This window comes from Halalkalibacterium ligniniphilum, from assembly GCF_000334155.1.
Lineage (GTDB): Bacteria > Bacillota > Bacilli > Bacillales > Bacillaceae_D > Halalkalibacterium > Halalkalibacterium ligniniphilum.
Genome location: NZ_ANNK01000144.1, coordinates 115724 through 132917 on the forward strand (window position 1 = coordinate 115724; position 17194 = coordinate 132917).

11 protein-coding genes and 4 pseudogenes are annotated in these 17194 nt (G+C 41.7%); 2 read left to right on the top strand and 13 right to left on the bottom strand.

Annotation, left to right across the window (positions count from 1 at the left end; translation table 11 throughout):
• Nucleotides 1–1125 (top strand): annotated as a pseudogene (locus BLT_RS24870) (IS4 family transposase).
• Nucleotides 1126–1572: 447 nt separating this feature from the next.
• On the opposite strand, the gene BLT_RS0118010 reads toward BLT_RS24870, so the two are convergent.
• The 12 genes and pseudogenes from BLT_RS0118010 to BLT_RS0118070 form a co-directional block, all read right to left on the bottom strand.
• Entirely contained in the window at nucleotides 1573–2295 is a 723-nt protein-coding gene (locus BLT_RS0118010) for a class II aldolase/adducin family protein (protein WP_017729140.1), read from the bottom strand.
• Between the two features lie 24 nt (nucleotides 2296–2319).
• Nucleotides 2320–3345 (bottom strand): TAXI family TRAP transporter solute-binding subunit, encoded by a 1026-nt coding sequence (locus tag BLT_RS0118015; protein ID WP_017729141.1) that lies wholly within the window; start codon nucleotides 3343–3345, stop codon nucleotides 2320–2322.
• Nucleotides 3342–5267, bottom strand: a complete 1926-nt coding sequence (locus tag BLT_RS22325) for a TRAP transporter permease (protein WP_017729142.1) — start codon at nucleotides 5265–5267, stop codon at nucleotides 3342–3344. The genes BLT_RS0118015 and BLT_RS22325 overlap by 4 nt, the downstream gene beginning before the upstream one ends.
• A 216-nt stretch (nucleotides 5268–5483) precedes the next feature.
• Entirely contained in the window at nucleotides 5484–6020 is a 537-nt protein-coding gene (locus BLT_RS0118025) for an NADPH-dependent FMN reductase (protein ID WP_017729143.1), read from the bottom strand.
• A 19-nt stretch (nucleotides 6021–6039) separates the two neighbouring features.
• Nucleotides 6040–7563, bottom strand: coding sequence for a sodium:solute symporter family protein (locus BLT_RS0118030; RefSeq protein ID WP_017729144.1), 1524 nt, complete (start codon nucleotides 7561–7563; stop codon nucleotides 6040–6042).
• A gap of 15 nt (nucleotides 7564–7578) precedes the next feature.
• Complete coding sequence (locus tag BLT_RS23850) at nucleotides 7579–7812, bottom strand: hypothetical protein (protein WP_152414401.1); 234 nt, start codon at nucleotides 7810–7812, stop codon at nucleotides 7579–7581.
• 154 nt (nucleotides 7813–7966) lie between these two features.
• Nucleotides 7967–9085, bottom strand: coding sequence for a cupin domain-containing protein (locus tag BLT_RS0118040; protein ID WP_017729146.1), 1119 nt, complete (start codon nucleotides 9083–9085; stop codon nucleotides 7967–7969).
• 532 nt (nucleotides 9086–9617) lie between these two features.
• A pseudogene (locus tag BLT_RS22330) lies at nucleotides 9618–10873 on the bottom strand (IS110 family transposase).
• A 124-nt stretch (nucleotides 10874–10997) separates the two neighbouring features.
• Nucleotides 10998–11483: pseudogene (locus tag BLT_RS24590) on the bottom strand (DinB family protein); the annotation flags it as partial.
• Between the two features lie 12 nt (nucleotides 11484–11495).
• Nucleotides 11496–12431 (bottom strand): annotated as a pseudogene (locus BLT_RS24595) (fumarylacetoacetate hydrolase family protein); the annotation flags it as partial.
• Nucleotides 12432–12686: 255 nt separating this feature from the next.
• Nucleotides 12687–13736, bottom strand: coding sequence for a 3,4-dihydroxy-2-butanone-4-phosphate synthase (locus BLT_RS22340; protein ID WP_017729149.1), 1050 nt, complete (start codon nucleotides 13734–13736; stop codon nucleotides 12687–12689).
• Nucleotides 13737–13826: 90 nt separating this feature from the next.
• On the bottom strand, nucleotides 13827–14909 hold the full coding sequence (locus BLT_RS0118070; protein ID WP_017729150.1) for an LLM class flavin-dependent oxidoreductase: 1083 nt from the start codon (nucleotides 14907–14909) through the stop codon (nucleotides 13827–13829).
• Nucleotides 14910–15138: 229 nt separating this feature from the next.
• On the opposite strand from BLT_RS0118070, the gene BLT_RS0118075 reads away from it, so the two are divergent.
• A complete protein-coding gene (locus BLT_RS0118075) occupies nucleotides 15139–15894 on the top strand; it encodes an IclR family transcriptional regulator (RefSeq protein ID WP_017729151.1) in 756 nt (251 codons plus the stop codon).
• 92 nt (nucleotides 15895–15986) lie between these two features.
• Here BLT_RS0118075 and BLT_RS0118080 read toward each other — a convergent pair whose 3' ends face one another.
• The gene (locus BLT_RS0118080; RefSeq protein WP_035426056.1) at nucleotides 15987–17162 is read right to left on the bottom strand and encodes an FAD-dependent monooxygenase; all 1176 of its coding nucleotides are present in this window, start codon (nucleotides 17160–17162) and stop codon (nucleotides 15987–15989) included.
• Between the last annotated feature and the right edge of the window lie 32 nt (nucleotides 17163–17194).

Sequence of the window (17194 nt, forward strand, 5' to 3'; positions counted from 1 at the left end):
ATGAACAAGAATACCATATTCCCGAATTTGCTTATTGTTTTAGAAGAAGAACGAGCAGGCATACAGTGTGCCATTGGCTATCAAGATACAGCGCGCAAACTCAACGTTCTCACTTTTATCAAATCTTAATCTGTGCATCGCTGAATGAGTGGAAGAGCTACCGACACCGCGCTGATGCGGGCGATCAATATGGATAGCCGCAGATTAACCATTTCACTCTTTCAAAAAAGGAAAGTGAGATGGACTACAACATCATGAAAAATCTATTTCACTTAATCGTTTCCAAATGCAATCGGCTGACGCGGCGAGCGATGAACCTGTCAAAGGTGTAGGACCTCCTGATCGTGGACTCGACCACGATAACGGTGGGAAGACACGTCTTCCTTGGGCAGTCTATCATGCGAACGTTCAGGGTTCAAACTGCCTGTCAGCTATTCACCCGAAACCGACATCTTCAAGTCGTTGAATCCACAGGGCTTGTCCACGATTGCCCTGTAGGGGAACACTGATCGATCCGCGATTTGTCATGGCAAAAGACCGAGCTTATTTTAAAATCAAACGAATCGATCAATTCATCGTTGATCAGCAACACTTTGTCATCCGTATGAAAGACAACATCGAGGTCGTCCGCCCTCATTCGTTAAAGCGGTAAGACCAAGCTAACTCCCCCGTGAACTGCGACATCACCTGCCAACTCGGAACGACGCAATCTTGTTCCAAGGAGCGCCATCGGGTTGTGACTTTTATGGACAATAACATAAAATTCACGTCGTCACTAACCTCATGAACGTAGCGCCAGAAGTTATTGCCGACCTGTACAAGGCACGGTGGAAAATCGAGTCTTTCTTTCCCTGGGTCAAACAAAACTTAAATGTCCCTGTTCTAAGGCACAACTGAAAATGCCGTCTTCAACCAACTATTCGCTGCCCTTATCACCTTTGTTTTTTTCATTAAATGGCTCTATACAAAGACAGCAGAAGGACGAGTTTTCAAACGATTATCGTTCGTTTCTTTTCAACAGAAATTGCTAAATCACAATTTACCAATTGATTGGCATTCTGAAATGGCTAATTTTTGAAAAACTATCGAACATTACAGGGGATAAGTCTGTCTAATTTTGGATAATCAACACTCGTGATTTAACAACATTCACCCTCTTTGTTTATACAAAAAAGAGTCCACCTCTACGTACTGTTTACAAGTGCTTATGCAATAAAGTGTCAATTATACGGGACCCTTACTTGACATCAAACAAACGTAAAAACCCTCTTATTCAATGAATTTGATGCCTTCATTCGGGCTCTTTTTAGGCAGCCGACACGCCCTTCGAAAGGACGACGAAAGCTGAACTGGGAAGAAGAATTCCGAACCATTGAGCATTAATTCGATGAAGGTGAGGTGAGCCATTTAGACGATTTAACGTACGACCCGCTGTTTAACTAGAGAAAAGTCTGTAAAATCACGGGAAAGTTCAACCATTTATCTATCTTTTGTTAACTGACTAAAAAACAATAAGTTGACACCAACTGAATTCGTTTATGCAATGCTAATGATAATGAACATGTTCTATTCTTATACCTTTCCATTGCGCTCTAATTTTGAGCACCAAAAGTTCCATGCTCTTTCTTGTGATAACGCCATCCCCCATGTCTTTTCGTCACAAGTTCGTCCTTCTTCATAGCTTAAATATTTTGGTGTGCCCAACTGTAGCGCATTGTATTGATTTTCCGCGTCAATGACCATAAAGATTGAGTTCATGACACATCTTCGTAGCGACTCTCCTGTCACGATGACACCATGTCCTCTAAGAAACATGCCTTTCTTATCGCCAAGGCATCTCGCCACTCTCTCACCTTCATCCTTATTGCGAATAAGCATCCCATCGGACACATCATAATTATCATAAACTGGAACCCCTGCATAAAATATGGCTCCATAGTGGGAAAGGGGCTTATAAGGAATATCTAATACGGTAAAAGGCATTAACGCTTGAGCATGATTATGACAAATTGAATGCACGTTTGGATTTCTTTTATAAATCTCGGAATGAATGACACGTTCCGCGTAAGATTGTTTATCGGTTTCTGTTAAGCAATTTCCTTCTAAATCATAGGTAAAAATATCTTCATAGCTTACACACATCGGCGCTAACGACCTTGATAATAAAAACTCGTTCGAATTTTCTGGATTTCTTACGCTAATATGACCGAAAGCTTCAAAAAGCACCTTTTCATGATAAAGAATGTTGTTTGCTTGAACGAGCTCGTGCTTGGCTTTTTTCTTTTGTTCTCCCATTTCACAACCTCCGAATGTACGATCTTATTTTAATAGACCGATTTCTTTATAAAATCTCTCTGCCCCTGGATGTAAAGGAACACCTACATCAAGAATATTTTCATCCGTTACATCTTTAAAGACAGCGTTCATCTCATATAGAAAATCAAGATTTTCATAGAAGGATTTCGTAATTTTATAAACCTCTTCTTCTGGAACATCCTCTCTTGTAAAGAAAACTGTATTCATTCCCACGGTTTTGACATCTTCCTCTAAAAAGGCATAATCGCTTTTTGGTATCGTATATGGTGTCACACCTAGTTCTTCTTCTGCTTTTTTAATCGCCTTTTCATTTAATGCTAGGATCGTAATATCCTTTGACATGGACAATTCTGTATAAATGGAGGCTGGGGACGGCATCGGCGCTGCTTGTGCATGCATTTTACCATCCCTAACCATATCGACCGCTTGACTTGACGGTAAATAAACAATTTCTCCACCATAACGGGTAATATCTTTGTAGCTAAATTCATATGCGTCAAAAATGACACGATTTAAAATTTCTAATGGCGAATCTTTCGTATGAACAGTCATCGTCGTCCCGATTTCCTTCGATTTAATATCTTCAATGGCAGTAATTCCCGATTCTTTTGTCACCATAAATTGATAAGGAGAAACAAATAAGACGGAGATGGCACGCAAATTGGTGATTTCACTCTCGAATGGTTCCTCTCCTCTTTCTGCTAACACCAGTGAAGGAAGAGCTTCCATGCCATAATTCGTACGGCCTGATGATACTGTTATAACGTTAGGACCAAGCTGCCCCGGCTGATAAGTAAAGTTTGTTCCCGGATTGTCCCTCGAAATTGCTTGCCCTATTCCTTCCCCAACAGCACTCCACAATCCACCAGCCGAAGCCCCCGCTATTGTAATTTGCATCGAATCAGTATTTGAAGCGCTTTCATTTTTTGGTTGCATTTCCACCGTATTCGCAGAGCTTGCACAACCTGTGATTAAGAGTACAGTTAAAAGAAACGTAAAAAGGAATAAGTTACATTGGATATTTTTCATACGTAATACATAGCCTCCTCATTGTTGTTTACATGTTTATTTTTAATGTTAATAAAAACGACAACGACGAACAGCGTGACCCCGATGATCTTAAACCAGTCTGGCAATAGTAAAAATGCACCTGAGAACAAAAATAATAAACGACTTGGTAAATGAATTTTCCGTTTAAACCAACCTTCAAATGCGACAGAGACTGCATAAAGTCCTAGCAACGTTGTCAAAACCGTTAAAACGATCGTGACCCACGTGCCCTCTAGCATGAGCGACGGTTGATAAATAAATAGGTAAGGAATGATAAAAGCCACAATGCCTATTCGACACGCTTTGAACGCAATTTTCATCGGATTCTCGTCAGCGATTGTTGCGGCAGCAAAGGCGGCGACGGCGACTGGAGGGGTAATCGCTGAAAATACGGCAAAATAGACAATAAATAAATGAGTTTGCAGCAAAGACACACCGAGTTCAATTAAAATCGGGGATGCAAGCATCGCTGTCAAAACGTAAGCAGCGGGCACTGGCATTCCCATTCCGAAGATAATACAGACGACCATCGTTAACATGAGACTAATAAAAATATTACCTGAAGAGGCCGCTCCGATGATTCCTGAGAATTTACCACCTAAGCCTGTAAGCATAATGATTCCAACGATGAGACCAGCAGCAGATATAACAGCGACTAGCGGGACAATTCGAACGACGGTTTCCGTGATGACGTCAACGAGAGTTTTTAATGTCATTCTAGTCTCTTTTTTAAAGTAGCTGACGATAAACGCAGCAAGGGCGGCATAAATTGCAGCCATAATCGGTGTAAGTCCCAGTGTTAAAATCAGGAGCAATACAATGATCGGAAGGAAATATTGTCCCTTAGTTTTGATGACATCCCACACAGAATGAATATGGTCTCTAGAAAAACCTGTAATCCCCATCTTTTTAGCGTGTAGGTCAACATGGATATAAACGGCCACATAATAGAGCAAGGCTGGAATGGCAGCGGCAATAATAATTTGACTATATGGAATGCCTGTAATTTCAGCCATTAAAAACACTGCCGAGCCCATAACTGGCGGTAAGATGCTTCCACCGGACGACGCTGCAGCCTCAACAGCCCCTGCGTACGTTTTACTAAACCCTGACTTTCTCATCGCTGGAATCGTCAATGGTCCCGTCGTGACTACATCAGATACGGGACTTCCTGATATGGAGCCATAGAACGCACTAGATACAACCGCTACTTTTGCAGGTCCTCCCGCACTCTTCCCAGTGATAGCACTAGCAAGCTCATAGAAAAAATCGCCTCCACCAGATTTATTGTAAATACTTCCAAATAAGACGAAGAAAAACACGTAAGTGGCTGCGACAGAGGCGATTTTCCCAAAAATTCCTTCGTAGGTGAAAATCATATTATCTATAAAATAGAAAATGTCATACGGAGGATGATAAAACATACCTGCTAGGTGATGACCAAAAAAGAAATAGAAAAACAAAATCCCAATGATAATAGTTAGCCCAATTCCTAACGTTCGTCTCGTCCCTTCTAAAACGACAAGGCTAAGGATTATCCCAACCAGCACTTCCAGTGATGTCAATGGGTCCACCAAAGGCCACCGCGTTAAATATCGGTCGATATTCATAATCATAAAAACGCCAATACTCAGCATCGCCCCAAATAAGAAATAGTCGACGACCGAGATTTTTTTTCTCGGCTGCTTTCGGTTAGGTGTAAAGACTAAAAACATAATCGCGAGTAACGAAATGATAAAAATAACATTTCTTGTGAAAGGGTTCATTGTCGCAAACATCGCGCCCCACAATTGAAAAAACGTAATAAATAAAGACATACAGACAACAATGACCCTTACTTTCCCAGAAGGTTGATTTAATCGCCCAGACCCCAAAAAATCGAAAATATAATTAAGTCTCAAAGCAACTCCTCCATCCTTTTTATAATAATAGATAACTAAGTTAACTATAGAGGAATATTACCAAACGAATAAAAGCGTTGTCAATATATAATTTTAAAAAGTGTTTATTTTCTGAAAATTAATATTAATTTAGAGCAATCTAGTCTCACAGCACCAATTTTTAAAAAAAGTAACCCGTTTTAATATGACGGGCTACTTTCATATTTTTTGATTAATTTATTTTTTTAACGCTTTTTGCATAAATACGACTTCCTCAGCCAATTGGCCTATTCTGTTTAAAACATCCTGATCAGAAATCTCATTTTTATGATTAAAATGGCTTTCATGCGCATAGACCGTACTTGGTGCGACATAGGCGCGAAAATAGCTGACGATAGGCTTTAATTGATTTTCGACGACGAGATAATGCTGAAAAGTACCTCCATTCGCAATAAATCCAATCACTTTTTTTCGCAGTGCATCAACCGGAAGTAAATCAAATAGATTTTTAAGGGCTCCACTTAGTGAAGCTTGAAAAATAGGCGTACCAATGACAAAGCAATCTGCAGAAAGTACCTTTTCAATAACCTCTTTCGTATCTCCCGTATAGGCAGACGGGTCTCGTCCATCACAAAACTGCACATCGTACTCTTTCAAATCTAGTAGCTCCACTTCTATCTTCGGGTCATACTTCGTCACTTCCTCGATTACTTTTTCGACTAACACCTTCGTTTTTGAACCTACCACCGTGCCTGATATTCCGACTAATTTCATCATAACCACTCCTTTTCTACTATTGAGCTTGCCTTTTCACCTTTACATAGGGCTCTTCTTGTTTATTATGATAGTATTTCTTAAGCTCATTCAAATGCTTATCGGCCATATCATACTCTGGTTTTGTTAAATAGCTTACGACAACCATCACAATCGTTGATACGACAATGACTGGAACAATCGGGAGAAAACCAAAAGTAGGTAGCCAATTCGTAAAGAAATATACAGGTACAAGTATTGCGCCAACGATCAAACTCCAAATCGCACCTGTTTTCGTTAACCTTCTCCAATACAAAGTAGTGACAATGACAGGTATCATCGCCGTTGTACCCGTAAACGATACATTCGCAATTTGAAAAACACTGGCAGGCTTTATTAGCGAAACAACATAAGATATGGCTAGTAGTACGATGACAAAAAGCCGACCGTAATATACCGTTTTTTCTTCACTTTTAATACTAAAGTATTTTTTAAGAATATCATTTGTAAATAAGTTGCTCATCGTTAGTAGCTGTGCGTCCATCGTAGACATGACCATGGAAAATAAGCCAGCTAATGCGAGGCCACTCATCCAGATCGGTAGATACTCAAATGTAAGCATAAAAATGATGTTATCAGATGCATTTCCTTGCAAACCTGGAATTAATACAGCCCCCCATACCCCTAGGGTAACGGCTAGAATATAGATGAATGCCATCCCTAAAGGATAAGCAATACTGTTTTGTCTTAGAGCATTACTACTTTTACTTGCTAATATCCGCACAAAAACGTGAGGAAAGCTTAAAACAACAAAAGCAAATAATAACCATTGACTAAACCATATTTGCCACGAAAACGCTGCATTCCCGTCTCTGTGTAACAAATGAGGTTGCTCTTGTATCACTCTTTCCGTCATCCCTCTAAAGCCACCACCTTCATTTGCGACCATGAAAACAGCTAGAATAAAAAAAACAGTGAAAATGAAAATTTGCAGTGTATTTGTTAAAACAGTTCCTCTCATTCCACCGCCCCATACATAATAACCGACGACAATTGTGATGATTAGGGACCCTAGCCAGTAAGGAACCAGCCCATTTGTAAATGTTTCAAACCCTGCTCCTGCACCAATTTGTCCAGTAACAATGTAGGGCATCGTATAAATCGTAAAAATAAAAAACATGATTAAGGAGACGGCTTTGCTTTGAAAACGCTCGCCATAAAATTCACTAGGTGTGCTATAGCCAAATTTCTTTCCTAAAATCCAAATCCGCACCCCAAAATAATAAGTCGTAAACCCGATCATAAAGGAACCTGCTCCCATGATTAACCCATACATGCCAAAGCCGTGGTGATAGGCGGCGCCCGGCATTCCCATCATAACAAAAGCCGAAAGATTCGCACCGATGATTGCGCAAAACAAATAAAAACTAGTAATAGAACGACTGGCTAAAAAATAATCTTCCCCCGTATTCTTCGTCTTTTTTTGCGAAATCCACCCAATTCCAACAATCAATAGCATATAAATCATTGAAACAATAAAGACAAGCAACACTCGATTTTCCACAGTGTCCTCTCCTCCCTACTCAGATTCTTCTTCGAAATCTTCAGGAACCTCTGGCCAAATCCACTTATAAGCAAAAAACAAAAAAATCGAAGCTAGCACACCACCAACTAAAACCTGAAACCACATCGCGATTGGCATAAAGCCGAATAAAATCGGATCCACTTGACCAAACCACCAGAAATCAAAATGTAAGAACGTTAATAGAAACAGTCCCAGTAAGACAAGTATCTTCTTGAATCGATCGCTCATTTTCATTCCCCACTCTCTATTTGTATACGCTTACATTTTTTTCGATCCTTGATTAAAATGACAAGAACGCTCTAAGAAAAACACGTTTGGTTCATACCAAAAACGTGTTCATGTGAAGCAAATACTTTCTGTAGGATGCTACCTGAGTTCTGACTTACAGTAGCACCGGTATAAATTCACTTTTTATTTCTTGATGACCCCCATTTTGCTCATACCTCTCTTCTTTTTGTAGATGGAACGTTTCCATGATCGGCAAATCATTTGCGCAAAATAGGAGCGCATCATCGTTTGACGTATTCACATGCTCATGCCACGCCCAATTCGGAATGACGAAAAAATCGCCTTTTGTCCAGTGGTATTGAACACCGTTGATGACGCTATAGCCTTCCCCTTTAAATACGTGATAAATCGCAGAATTCGTATGGCGATGTGCTTTTGAACTGAAACCCGTTGGGAGCTTTTGTATCCAAGCTGCCATCGTCGGGTTAGCCGTTGCCCCGTTTGAAGGATTCACATACTCAATCGCAAATCCGTCATAAGGATCTGGTTCAAAATCACTTAATCCATCAAGGGCCATCTCTGTTTGTGCCCATTTATACGAGCCGACAGGGGCGATCTGCGGTATTCGATCAGAGATCGGACGGACCATGCCGCCTCTGTACCGTCTCGGACCGTAATTATCAGGCAAAGACGGCTTTTCCAACTGTACAGAATGAGGTTCAAAAAACGTACCTGCTGAAGCATAAACAAACGGAATATCGAGAATATCCATCCAAATCATAGGGCGCTCACCTTCATGACCATGTCCATGCCAAAGCCAGCCTGGCGTAGTTAAGTAATCGCCTTCCTCCATGAAAATACGTTGCCCTTGTACGGTTGAAAAAGCACCTGACCCCTTCGTAATAAAACGCATTGCATTTTGGGTATGACGGTGCGAAGGGGCTGCCTCCCCAGGTAAAATTAGCTGAACAGCCGCATAAAGGGTGTTTGTGGTCGATGCCCACCCCCACGGCTGACGACTTTTAAAGCCTGGATTTTGAAAATAGATCGCCCTCCTTTCTCCTCCTCGCTCAGGGGTAAAAATTTGAGTCGCTTCATGCAATTTTTTCTCAAGCACTTCCCATTTCCATAAATAAGGAACCGCTTCTGGTGTAGGTTGCTTATGCATAAGATCAGGAATCGCATTCCACAAAGGCCCTAAATTGTACTGTTGAATGTCTTTGTTAAAATTCTGTACCTCAGGGCTATCAAAAAAAGAGTTTCTTTCTGCCATTTTTCACACTCCCTCAATAAAGTTTAATTTTCTCATGAATGCTCGTGTATCCTTAAAAATTCATAAGCACCGAATAGTAATCTCACCAAAGTTAATGGATATAAGTAGAAGAAATTAAAATTTCTTACAGAAGAAGGTCCATCCTAATGGTCAAACTGGGATAGTTTGGTAATGAAAAGGTATGACCGTGTCTAGTAATCTCCACACAACTCACGGTCGCTAACCCTTCCATATCTCTCCCGATTGGTGTCCATACCTTCCTTCGTCCTGCGTATCCATGAGGTGGAGGTCGGATAAGCTCCTTTGCTGAGTCATAGCCCGTATGGTGAAAATAAGCTCCGACTCTGCACTATTGGTGTTTGTTTTTTGATAAATACGACTATTGTACGGCTTTATATGGAGTGGCAGGCGTGGTAGACTTACTGCCAGGGCGAATCATGGATGATATCGCCGCTTCGTCTAAGAACCCATGTCCGCCAAGGCTCCATGTCACGCCCCTTCGGATCATTCTCTTTTAAGGTTAAGCCACCTGTCATGGTTCCATTTGAGGTAAATCTCTAATTACTTTTGAACCGTCAAATCCACACTGCCTTTGACCAATGACAAACAAGACACGTAGTAACTTATAACACAAGGCAATGAGCGATTGCTGTTTGTTTCAAAGGGCGTTCAGGGCGTCTTGTATAGTAGTCATGCAGGGCTTTGAACGTTGGATTATGGGCAACAAGGGGACGAATCGCTAAATATAAGGCTCGGCGTAATCGTCTCCTTCCTCGTTTCATAATCCTTGTTTGCCCTTTATACTTCCCTGAACTATGTTCACGTAAAGAGAGCCTTGCTAAGTTCACTAATTGTTGAGGGTGAGAGTACTTTCAGAGGTCTTCAACTTCCGTAAAAAATAACCCAACTGTAACCACCCCTAAGTCAGGAATCTTCATCATTTGTTGTGCGCCAGGTAACGTTTCAACGATAGCTTCTAATTCAACGTCTAATTCTTCTAATTGTGGCTTATACAACTCATATTGTTGAATAAGATAAGCAAGCAAATAGAAGGTCTACCTTAATCCCAATGCTTTTTTTCGCTGTTTCTACAAGCTTCGTTGCTCGCTTGATGCCAACCCCTCGTTGTATAAACGGCTTCCACTTTTGAAGCACTTCTTCTAGTGTAAAGGTGACGATGTCTGATGGAAATGGAAACAGCTTTAATGTAGAAAGCGCCACCTTTCCTTCCCAATCTCCAAATACATCGAAAAACACAGGAAAGTAGCGTTGAATCACATTTTGAATGCGCCCTTCAGTGATCATTAATTGTTCGATGAGCTGATCTCGAATTTTTACGCAATCTCTTAGCGGCATACATACCATCCAAGAGATTTGGTACAGCGTATCGGGCATCTTTGATTAACTGCGCACACCTTTGCATCTTTCGTATCGTTTTTCGTTGGAGAATTATCATTAAGCTCTTTACTTTTCTTGACGTGCATCGAGTTAACGACAACAAAGTCGAATCCTTTTGCTGTTAAATAGTAAGCAAGACTTTTCCAAAAATCTCCCGTTGTTTCACCCAAAAATGACATGATTTTTCTTGTGATTTTCTTGGTGTTGCTTTGCCTATTCTATGAAAGCTTCAAAGCCAAAGATTCGATTTTCAAAGACCAACCGTTTTCCCACGTCTATTCCTCGGTCATCTTGAGCTCGTGCGACATGTTTGTATTTGGCAATATCAATACCGATAATAAGAGTGGATGATGTGATTTGAGAGATTTTCTGATTTTGTGTATAATTCAGCTTGAGTCCTCCTTAAATTCAGGGTCCTTAGTGCTTATCAACTGCGGACGCCTCGTATCATACCAAGGGGCTTTTTTTGTTCAATCCTCAAACTTCTTCATTACAGAAATGCTCCTTAGGTGATTTAATGTGACGTTACACCATTTCGTTCAAATGCCTTCAGATTACGCTTCACCTGACTAATGTGCTTTTCAAGATGCTCCACCATAAAATGCTCGATTAAAAATTGAAGCGGCATCACACCAAACTTAGGATTGCGATGTGTCGTTTCGAGAGACAAATCAAGGTCGTTCAAGTTTAGGAATGTAGAGCGAATAGACGCCTTATAACGTTTAAGTTTCAACAGCTTCTCTTCAATCGATACATTGTCTATGCTCTCCAAAGCTGCCATTCTTTCGGGATGCTCTAAGCCTCGTCCCCACTTACGATGGGGGTTTGCAGCCGTACGCTTCAATTCCCCTGTCCAGTAACGGTTCGCTTCTTCCACATGACTTAGCACTTGCAATATGGACCACTTCTCAGCAGACGGCTTCCATCGGATTACTTCTTCTGGCAGCTCTTTTATAAGTTGGTAAAGCTGCTCCACCCGCTCATTCACTTTATTGGCATATTGTTTTAGTTTTTCTTTTTCTACTTTTTTTACTGTATTAACCAATGTACCAATCTGATCTACGGTTATCGCTACGACATCTCCGTCCTGTAAAAAGCTTGGTGGATCCATCGCAACACCCACACCACCTGGCGTCCCCGTTAAAATGACATCCCCCGGTTCAAGGGTCATGATAGAAGAAAGAAACTCGACTAAATATGGCACGTTAAACACTAGGTTTTTCGTATTGGAGCGTTGACGCTCCTTTCCGTTAACTGTTAAGACGATGTCCAGCCCATCTGGTGAAGGAATGTCATCCTTCGTCACTAACCAAGGTCCCATTGGCGCGCTTCCATCAACGCTTTTGCCTTGAAGCCACTGAATTGTTCGTCTCTGCAAATCACGGCAAGAGACATCATTGGCGATCGTGTACCCTGCTACGTAGTCCAGCGCTTCTTCATAAGGAACATCCTTAGCGGTTTTTCCGATGACGACAGCAAATTCGGCTTCATAATCGAGTTTTTCTGTAATCGGATAGTGCGGAATGTCATCCTGAGGACCGATAATCGTGTTTGAAAACTTCGCGAATAGCACCGGATACTGTGGAAGATCCCTCTTCATTTCCAAAATGTGCTCACGATAGTTGTGGCCGACACAAATAATCTTTTTCGGACTTGGAACAGGAGGCCCTACTCGAACGTCACTCATCTTCATAACAGCGGCCGTAGTTCTCCAGCGTTCCATTGCAAAGGAGATCGCCTCACGAGCGGCTTGTAGCGTTTCTTCGCCCCCCTCGAGAAACTCATTCGTGCACGCAGGGATAATCACTTTCGCCTTCTCGCTCGCCCTCGTCTCCCCTTCGGTTTCCAGCTTTTCTCGGTATCCTTGCTGCAAATCTACGATTGTGCTCTCGTCCACAACGGCTCCTACTTTGAGTCCTTCCGATGCTTCAAACGTTACTAATTTCACGCTGCCTTTCCCTCCTTTATTTGACCAAATACCAAGTGTTGCCTTTGTTTACGACTTTGCGGTCTCGTTTTAGCGTTCTTAGCTTTTTAAAAATAACCGATTTACGTTTCGTTTCTTCTATAGAAGCTGTGTCACTATTTGACACGTTCAAAAATCGCAAGACTCGCTGAGCGCTCGCACCTGGATGCTTTTCCAAGCACTCAAGTATCTTTTTTTCGAAATTCAACACCTTTTCACCTCAATGTATCGCTCTCCCTACACGATACTTTTTCGTAAGCCGTTCTCTCCCGAAACGTCCATAAGATTTATGCCACACTCATGCAGCACAGAGGGAAAGAGAGGATATTTATTTAGCAAATGAATGTTGTTTAGCCCGATGCTTTTTAGCAACTGAACAATCAAAATCGTGTTGTACGTTTCCTTTCCAAACGGAGCGATCTCTTTTCTTTCCGCTAGAAAAAGTCCTACGCCGCCGATCTTTTTAAGCTTTGTCATGGCAGACTCTAATTTTTGCTGGCATTCACATAACATAAGCTCAAAATGGTTACATTGCTTATGAATATAGACTGGCGTAACTTTTTTTGAGTGAAGCTTTTTGTAATAGAAAAGATAGTCCTTCCCTAAGTCAAATTCGTTTGAGAAAGTGATAACCTCAAATTCTCCAACTTGGTTTTTCAGCTTCGTTTGTTCGTCCATTTGTACGAGCGGTTCGTGTAGGAGGCAATACTGAAGTAGCTCGTCAATTTTCAGCATGTCGAGCTGAAACGATAACGAGAAAGCCTTCAGCTCTTCCATGCTTGCCAGCTCGCCCTCCGCATTTAATACATCGCACAGGACAACTGCACGGTTACAATCACTCAAATTCGCAAGCGTCACCCCTGCTTCCGTATGAGCTTGCTTCCCGTAAATCCCCTTTTCGTGGGCGAGTACAGGAAAAATATGACCAGGCCTTTTAAAATCGTCTCTATTCTTTTTAGGATCGATTAAAGCTTTGATCGTTTCGTGTCTTTCAAAGGTGGAAATCCCTGTTGTTGTCCCTTCAACATCAACAGAAACGGTAAAGGCTTGCGTGCGTTTATCTGCATTGGCTGTTTGCTGTCCTTCAATCTCCAGCTGCTTCGCTCTCTCCTTTTCAAGCCCAACACTTACGAGTCCTCGTCCGTGAGTGATCATGAAATTAATATGCTCCGGCGTGGTTTTTTCGACGAAACTCATAAGCTTCCCATGACCATTCCTATCCACAAGGATGATTAAATTCCCGCTGCTTAATGCAGTTAAAGCCTTCTCGATTTTAGCTGTTACCATTACGCTCACCCTTTTTTAAGGTCGTATGGTTCCTTTGAAGGGAGCTGACGATAGATTTCAAAACTCCCTCTCCCAATTAAGTAAACCGTGTTAAATGTTCGTTTCCACTTGCAAATGACTTCTTTCGAAATTTGGCATCACTTGTGTTGAAAATCGTTCCATCGCCTTCAACGTTTCAACATGAGAGAGGCCTCCAAAATCAAAGTAAATGATCACTTCCTCAATCCCGGACTTTTCAACTTCCTTCAGCTTCTCAGTTACATAATGTGCATCGCCGACAATGATGCTGTTTTCGCTTAAATCTTCAGCCTTCATCTGCTTTAGTTTTTCAACAATGTCTACGAAGTAACGAATGTGTGGTGGGGCTGTCGTCGGGTCACTTGGGAATGCAGGCACTAGCCCTCTAAAATATTTAAGCATCCGTCGCTTTGTTTTCTCGGTTTCCTCTTTAGAATCGGTTACATTCAAGAAGTAAGAGCACCTCGCCTGTTTGCCTGTAAAGCCGTGCTTTTCAGATTCTTGCTTGAAGCGAGTGACTGCATTTGCGATGCTGCCAAACACCATGGACGCTGCAAAAGGAGCAAAGATGATGTTCTCACCCATCTCTGCTGCCTTTAGCACAGACGGCTCGCTAAAGGCAGCGACATAAATAGGAGGATGTGGATGCTGCACTGGCTTTGGAGTTAATTCAACCTCTGGAAAGTTGTAAAATTTCCCACTATAGGAGATTGAATTCTGCGTCCACGCTTTTTTAATAATGTCTAGCTGCTCAAAAAAAATCTCTCTGCTATCATGAAAGTTCACTTCAAACACATCGTATTCACGCTCATCATAGCCTCTTCCAGCAGAAAAAATGGCTCTTCCATCACTTAAAACATCAAGCAACGCGTATTCCTCTGCCATCCGGACGGGATGATTAACCGGTAAAAGAACTGTAGCTGGAGCGAGTTGGACTCTACTCGTTTTCGCCGCAACATTTCCTAGCAGCAATGAAGGAGACGGCAGTACTCCTAGCACATTAAAATGGTGCTCTGGCACCCATACAGAATTAAATCCTAATTGTTCCGCATACACACACTGTTCGACGAGATCCTTAATCATCTGTTTCGGATCTTTACGCTCATCCCCATACTCAATCGGATTGTCTGTTAACGTAAAATAACCAAATTTCATTGTATCCTCTCCCCTTAATAATTGTTAAACTATAGTTAACATAGTTAACTATAAGTTACTAATAAAGAGTTTATACAGAAATGTTTATACTGTCAATAAAATTTTCAGACTTTTTAAATTTTTCATTTGGTTTACGATCGTTAAATAAATCAGGTAAAAGTTTAACGATATTTAACTTTTTGTTAAAATAAGGAGGTGTTAACGATTATTTATTACAGGAGGACTAAGCTTGGACACAGAAAAAAAAGGAATTCAATCCATTGAATTGGGCTATGTCATTTTAAAAACGATTTCAAGCGCTAACAAGCCGTTAACTATTACGGAAATTTCAAAGGCTTGTGATATGCAGAAAAGTCAGCTTTATCGATATTTAATTAGCTTATGTAGAATCGGATTTTTGGAAAAAAGTGATGACCTACGTTATTCGTTAGGAAGCGAGCTAACGTTAATAGGATTACGTGGATTGGAAAAGATTGATATTCGAGTGAAGGCGCTACCTTACATAAAAAAACTAAATGAGCTTCTTGATGAAACGGTATCACTGGCGATTTGGGTTGAGAAAGAAGGACCTATTTTTATTAGCTGGGAGGAAAGCAAAAAGCCAATTAATGTAAATGTCCGGGTTGGATCTCCAGCGCCGTTAACGACAAGTGCAACAGGGAACATCTTTGCTGCCTTTTACCCTAAAGAAAAAACAGAACGTCTTATTCAACAAGAACTCAACACGAATACGGTACCTCCAGAGGAATTCGAGCAAACGCTGACCAAAGTGAAACAAGCTGGCTATGCATTCACACAAGCCTACATCCCCGGTATAGCGGCGATCTCGGCTCCAATTTTTGACCAAAAAGATGATTTAGTAGCAGCCATTAGTGTTATCGGATTATCAGGTGTGCTAGATATCACTGAAGAATCATACGTGACAAGCGAGCTTTTAAAAACAGCGAAGGAATTATCAAATAGTCTTGGTTATGTTTATTTATAAAAAAAATCAGAGTGACAAAAGGAAAAGTGGCCCTATCATGACGTAGATGGGACCACATTGTCTACCAACCTATTTCCTATGCTAGCATAAGACTATACTGTATGTTTCGAATAGGTTCTTTTATAACCGTACAGCCAGTCTGTGAGCCCGAAATCATCCGCCTCTCTTTGCTCCAAAATCGTATTTCGAAGCAAAATGGATACTGGATCGACGGCGTGAATAATTTCACCCCATGTTCGGGCGCACGTTTGTACTTTCGCCGTTCGTGGAATACGCTCTTGCTGATATGCTAAAAAGGCTTGATTATAGTTATCACCATGCTGGATAAGCATATCCGCTAAGGTGGTTGCATCCTCCAGCGCTTGACACCCTCCTTGTGCCAAGTATTGAAGCATCGGATGAGCCGAGTCCCCAAGAAGAGTCACATTTCCTTTCGTCCAATTATCTATCGGCTCCCGATCATACATCGGCCAGCGCACTTGCTTTTCGATAAAGGACAGGGCATTTTCGACGTGAGGATGACAACCTTTAAACACGATATCCATCTCATCCGGCGTCCCCCAATCATCTGAATCCTCCTTGTAATTTAAGCTTTTGAACACGACCACTTGGTTATAGAGCTCTTTTCGACGCACAGGGTACTGCACGACGTGAAGATTTGGCCCGATCCACATAATGACGTCGTCCATGCTTGAATCGACGGAAACCTCAGACATCGGAATCGTTCCCCGATACGCCACATACTGAGAGCAGATCGGCTCATCCTCACTAAAATAACGACGCGTCTTTGACCATAATCCATCAGCACCGATAACAGCACTTCCGACAAATGCTTCCCCTTTTGTATTTTTCACGATGACGCCCGCCTCGTTTTCTTCCACCGATTCAATGACCTGATCGTTGACGAGGGTCACAAATGGACTCGCCTTACATGCATCTAATAACACTTTATGCAAATCAGAGCGATGCAACACGATGTAAGGAAAACCGTACCTCTCCTTAAACGCATCCCCTAAATCCAAAGCCGAAAGCTCCTTCCCTGAAAAAGCGTCCTTTAAGACGAGTCGTTGCGGAAACACCGCATATTTTGCGATTTCATCCATGAGACCGAAGCGATCTAGCACAGCTGTAGCGTTCGGCCCTAATTGAATCCCTGCACCAATCTCACCAAATTGGGGCGCCTGTTCGAGCACCGTCGTTTTTTTGCCAGCTTCGGCGGCTCCAAGTGCAGCAGCCAATCCCCCAATGCCTCCCCCAATAATGAGCATCTTTTTTTCTATTTTTTCCAATGCATCTCCCT

What these genes read in the sequence shown, in the direction of transcription:
- BLT_RS0118015 (WP_017729141.1), bottom strand. Translation starts at nt 3,345, where the DNA reads ATGAAAAATATCCAATGTAACTTATTCCTTTTTACGTTTCTTTTAACT.
- BLT_RS23850 (WP_152414401.1), bottom strand. Translation starts at nt 7,812, where the DNA reads ATGAGCGATCGATTCAAGAAGATACTTGTCTTACTGGGACTGTTTCTA.
- BLT_RS0118010 (WP_017729140.1), bottom strand. Translation starts at nt 2,295, where the DNA reads ATGGGAGAACAAAAGAAAAAAGCCAAGCACGAGCTCGTTCAAGCAAAC.
- BLT_RS0118025 (WP_017729143.1), bottom strand. Translation starts at nt 6,020, where the DNA reads ATGAAATTAGTCGGAATATCAGGCACGGTGGTAGGTTCAAAAACGAAG.
- BLT_RS0118070 (WP_017729150.1), bottom strand. Translation starts at nt 14,909, where the DNA reads ATGAAATTTGGTTATTTTACGTTAACAGACAATCCGATTGAGTATGGG.
- BLT_RS22340 (WP_017729149.1), bottom strand. Translation starts at nt 13,736, where the DNA reads ATGGTAACAGCTAAAATCGAGAAGGCTTTAACTGCATTAAGCAGCGGG.
- BLT_RS0118080 (WP_035426056.1), bottom strand. Translation starts at nt 17,162, where the DNA reads ATGCTCATTATTGGGGGAGGCATTGGGGGATTGGCTGCTGCACTTGGA.
- BLT_RS0118040 (WP_017729146.1), bottom strand. Translation starts at nt 9,085, where the DNA reads ATGGCAGAAAGAAACTCTTTTTTTGATAGCCCTGAGGTACAGAATTTT.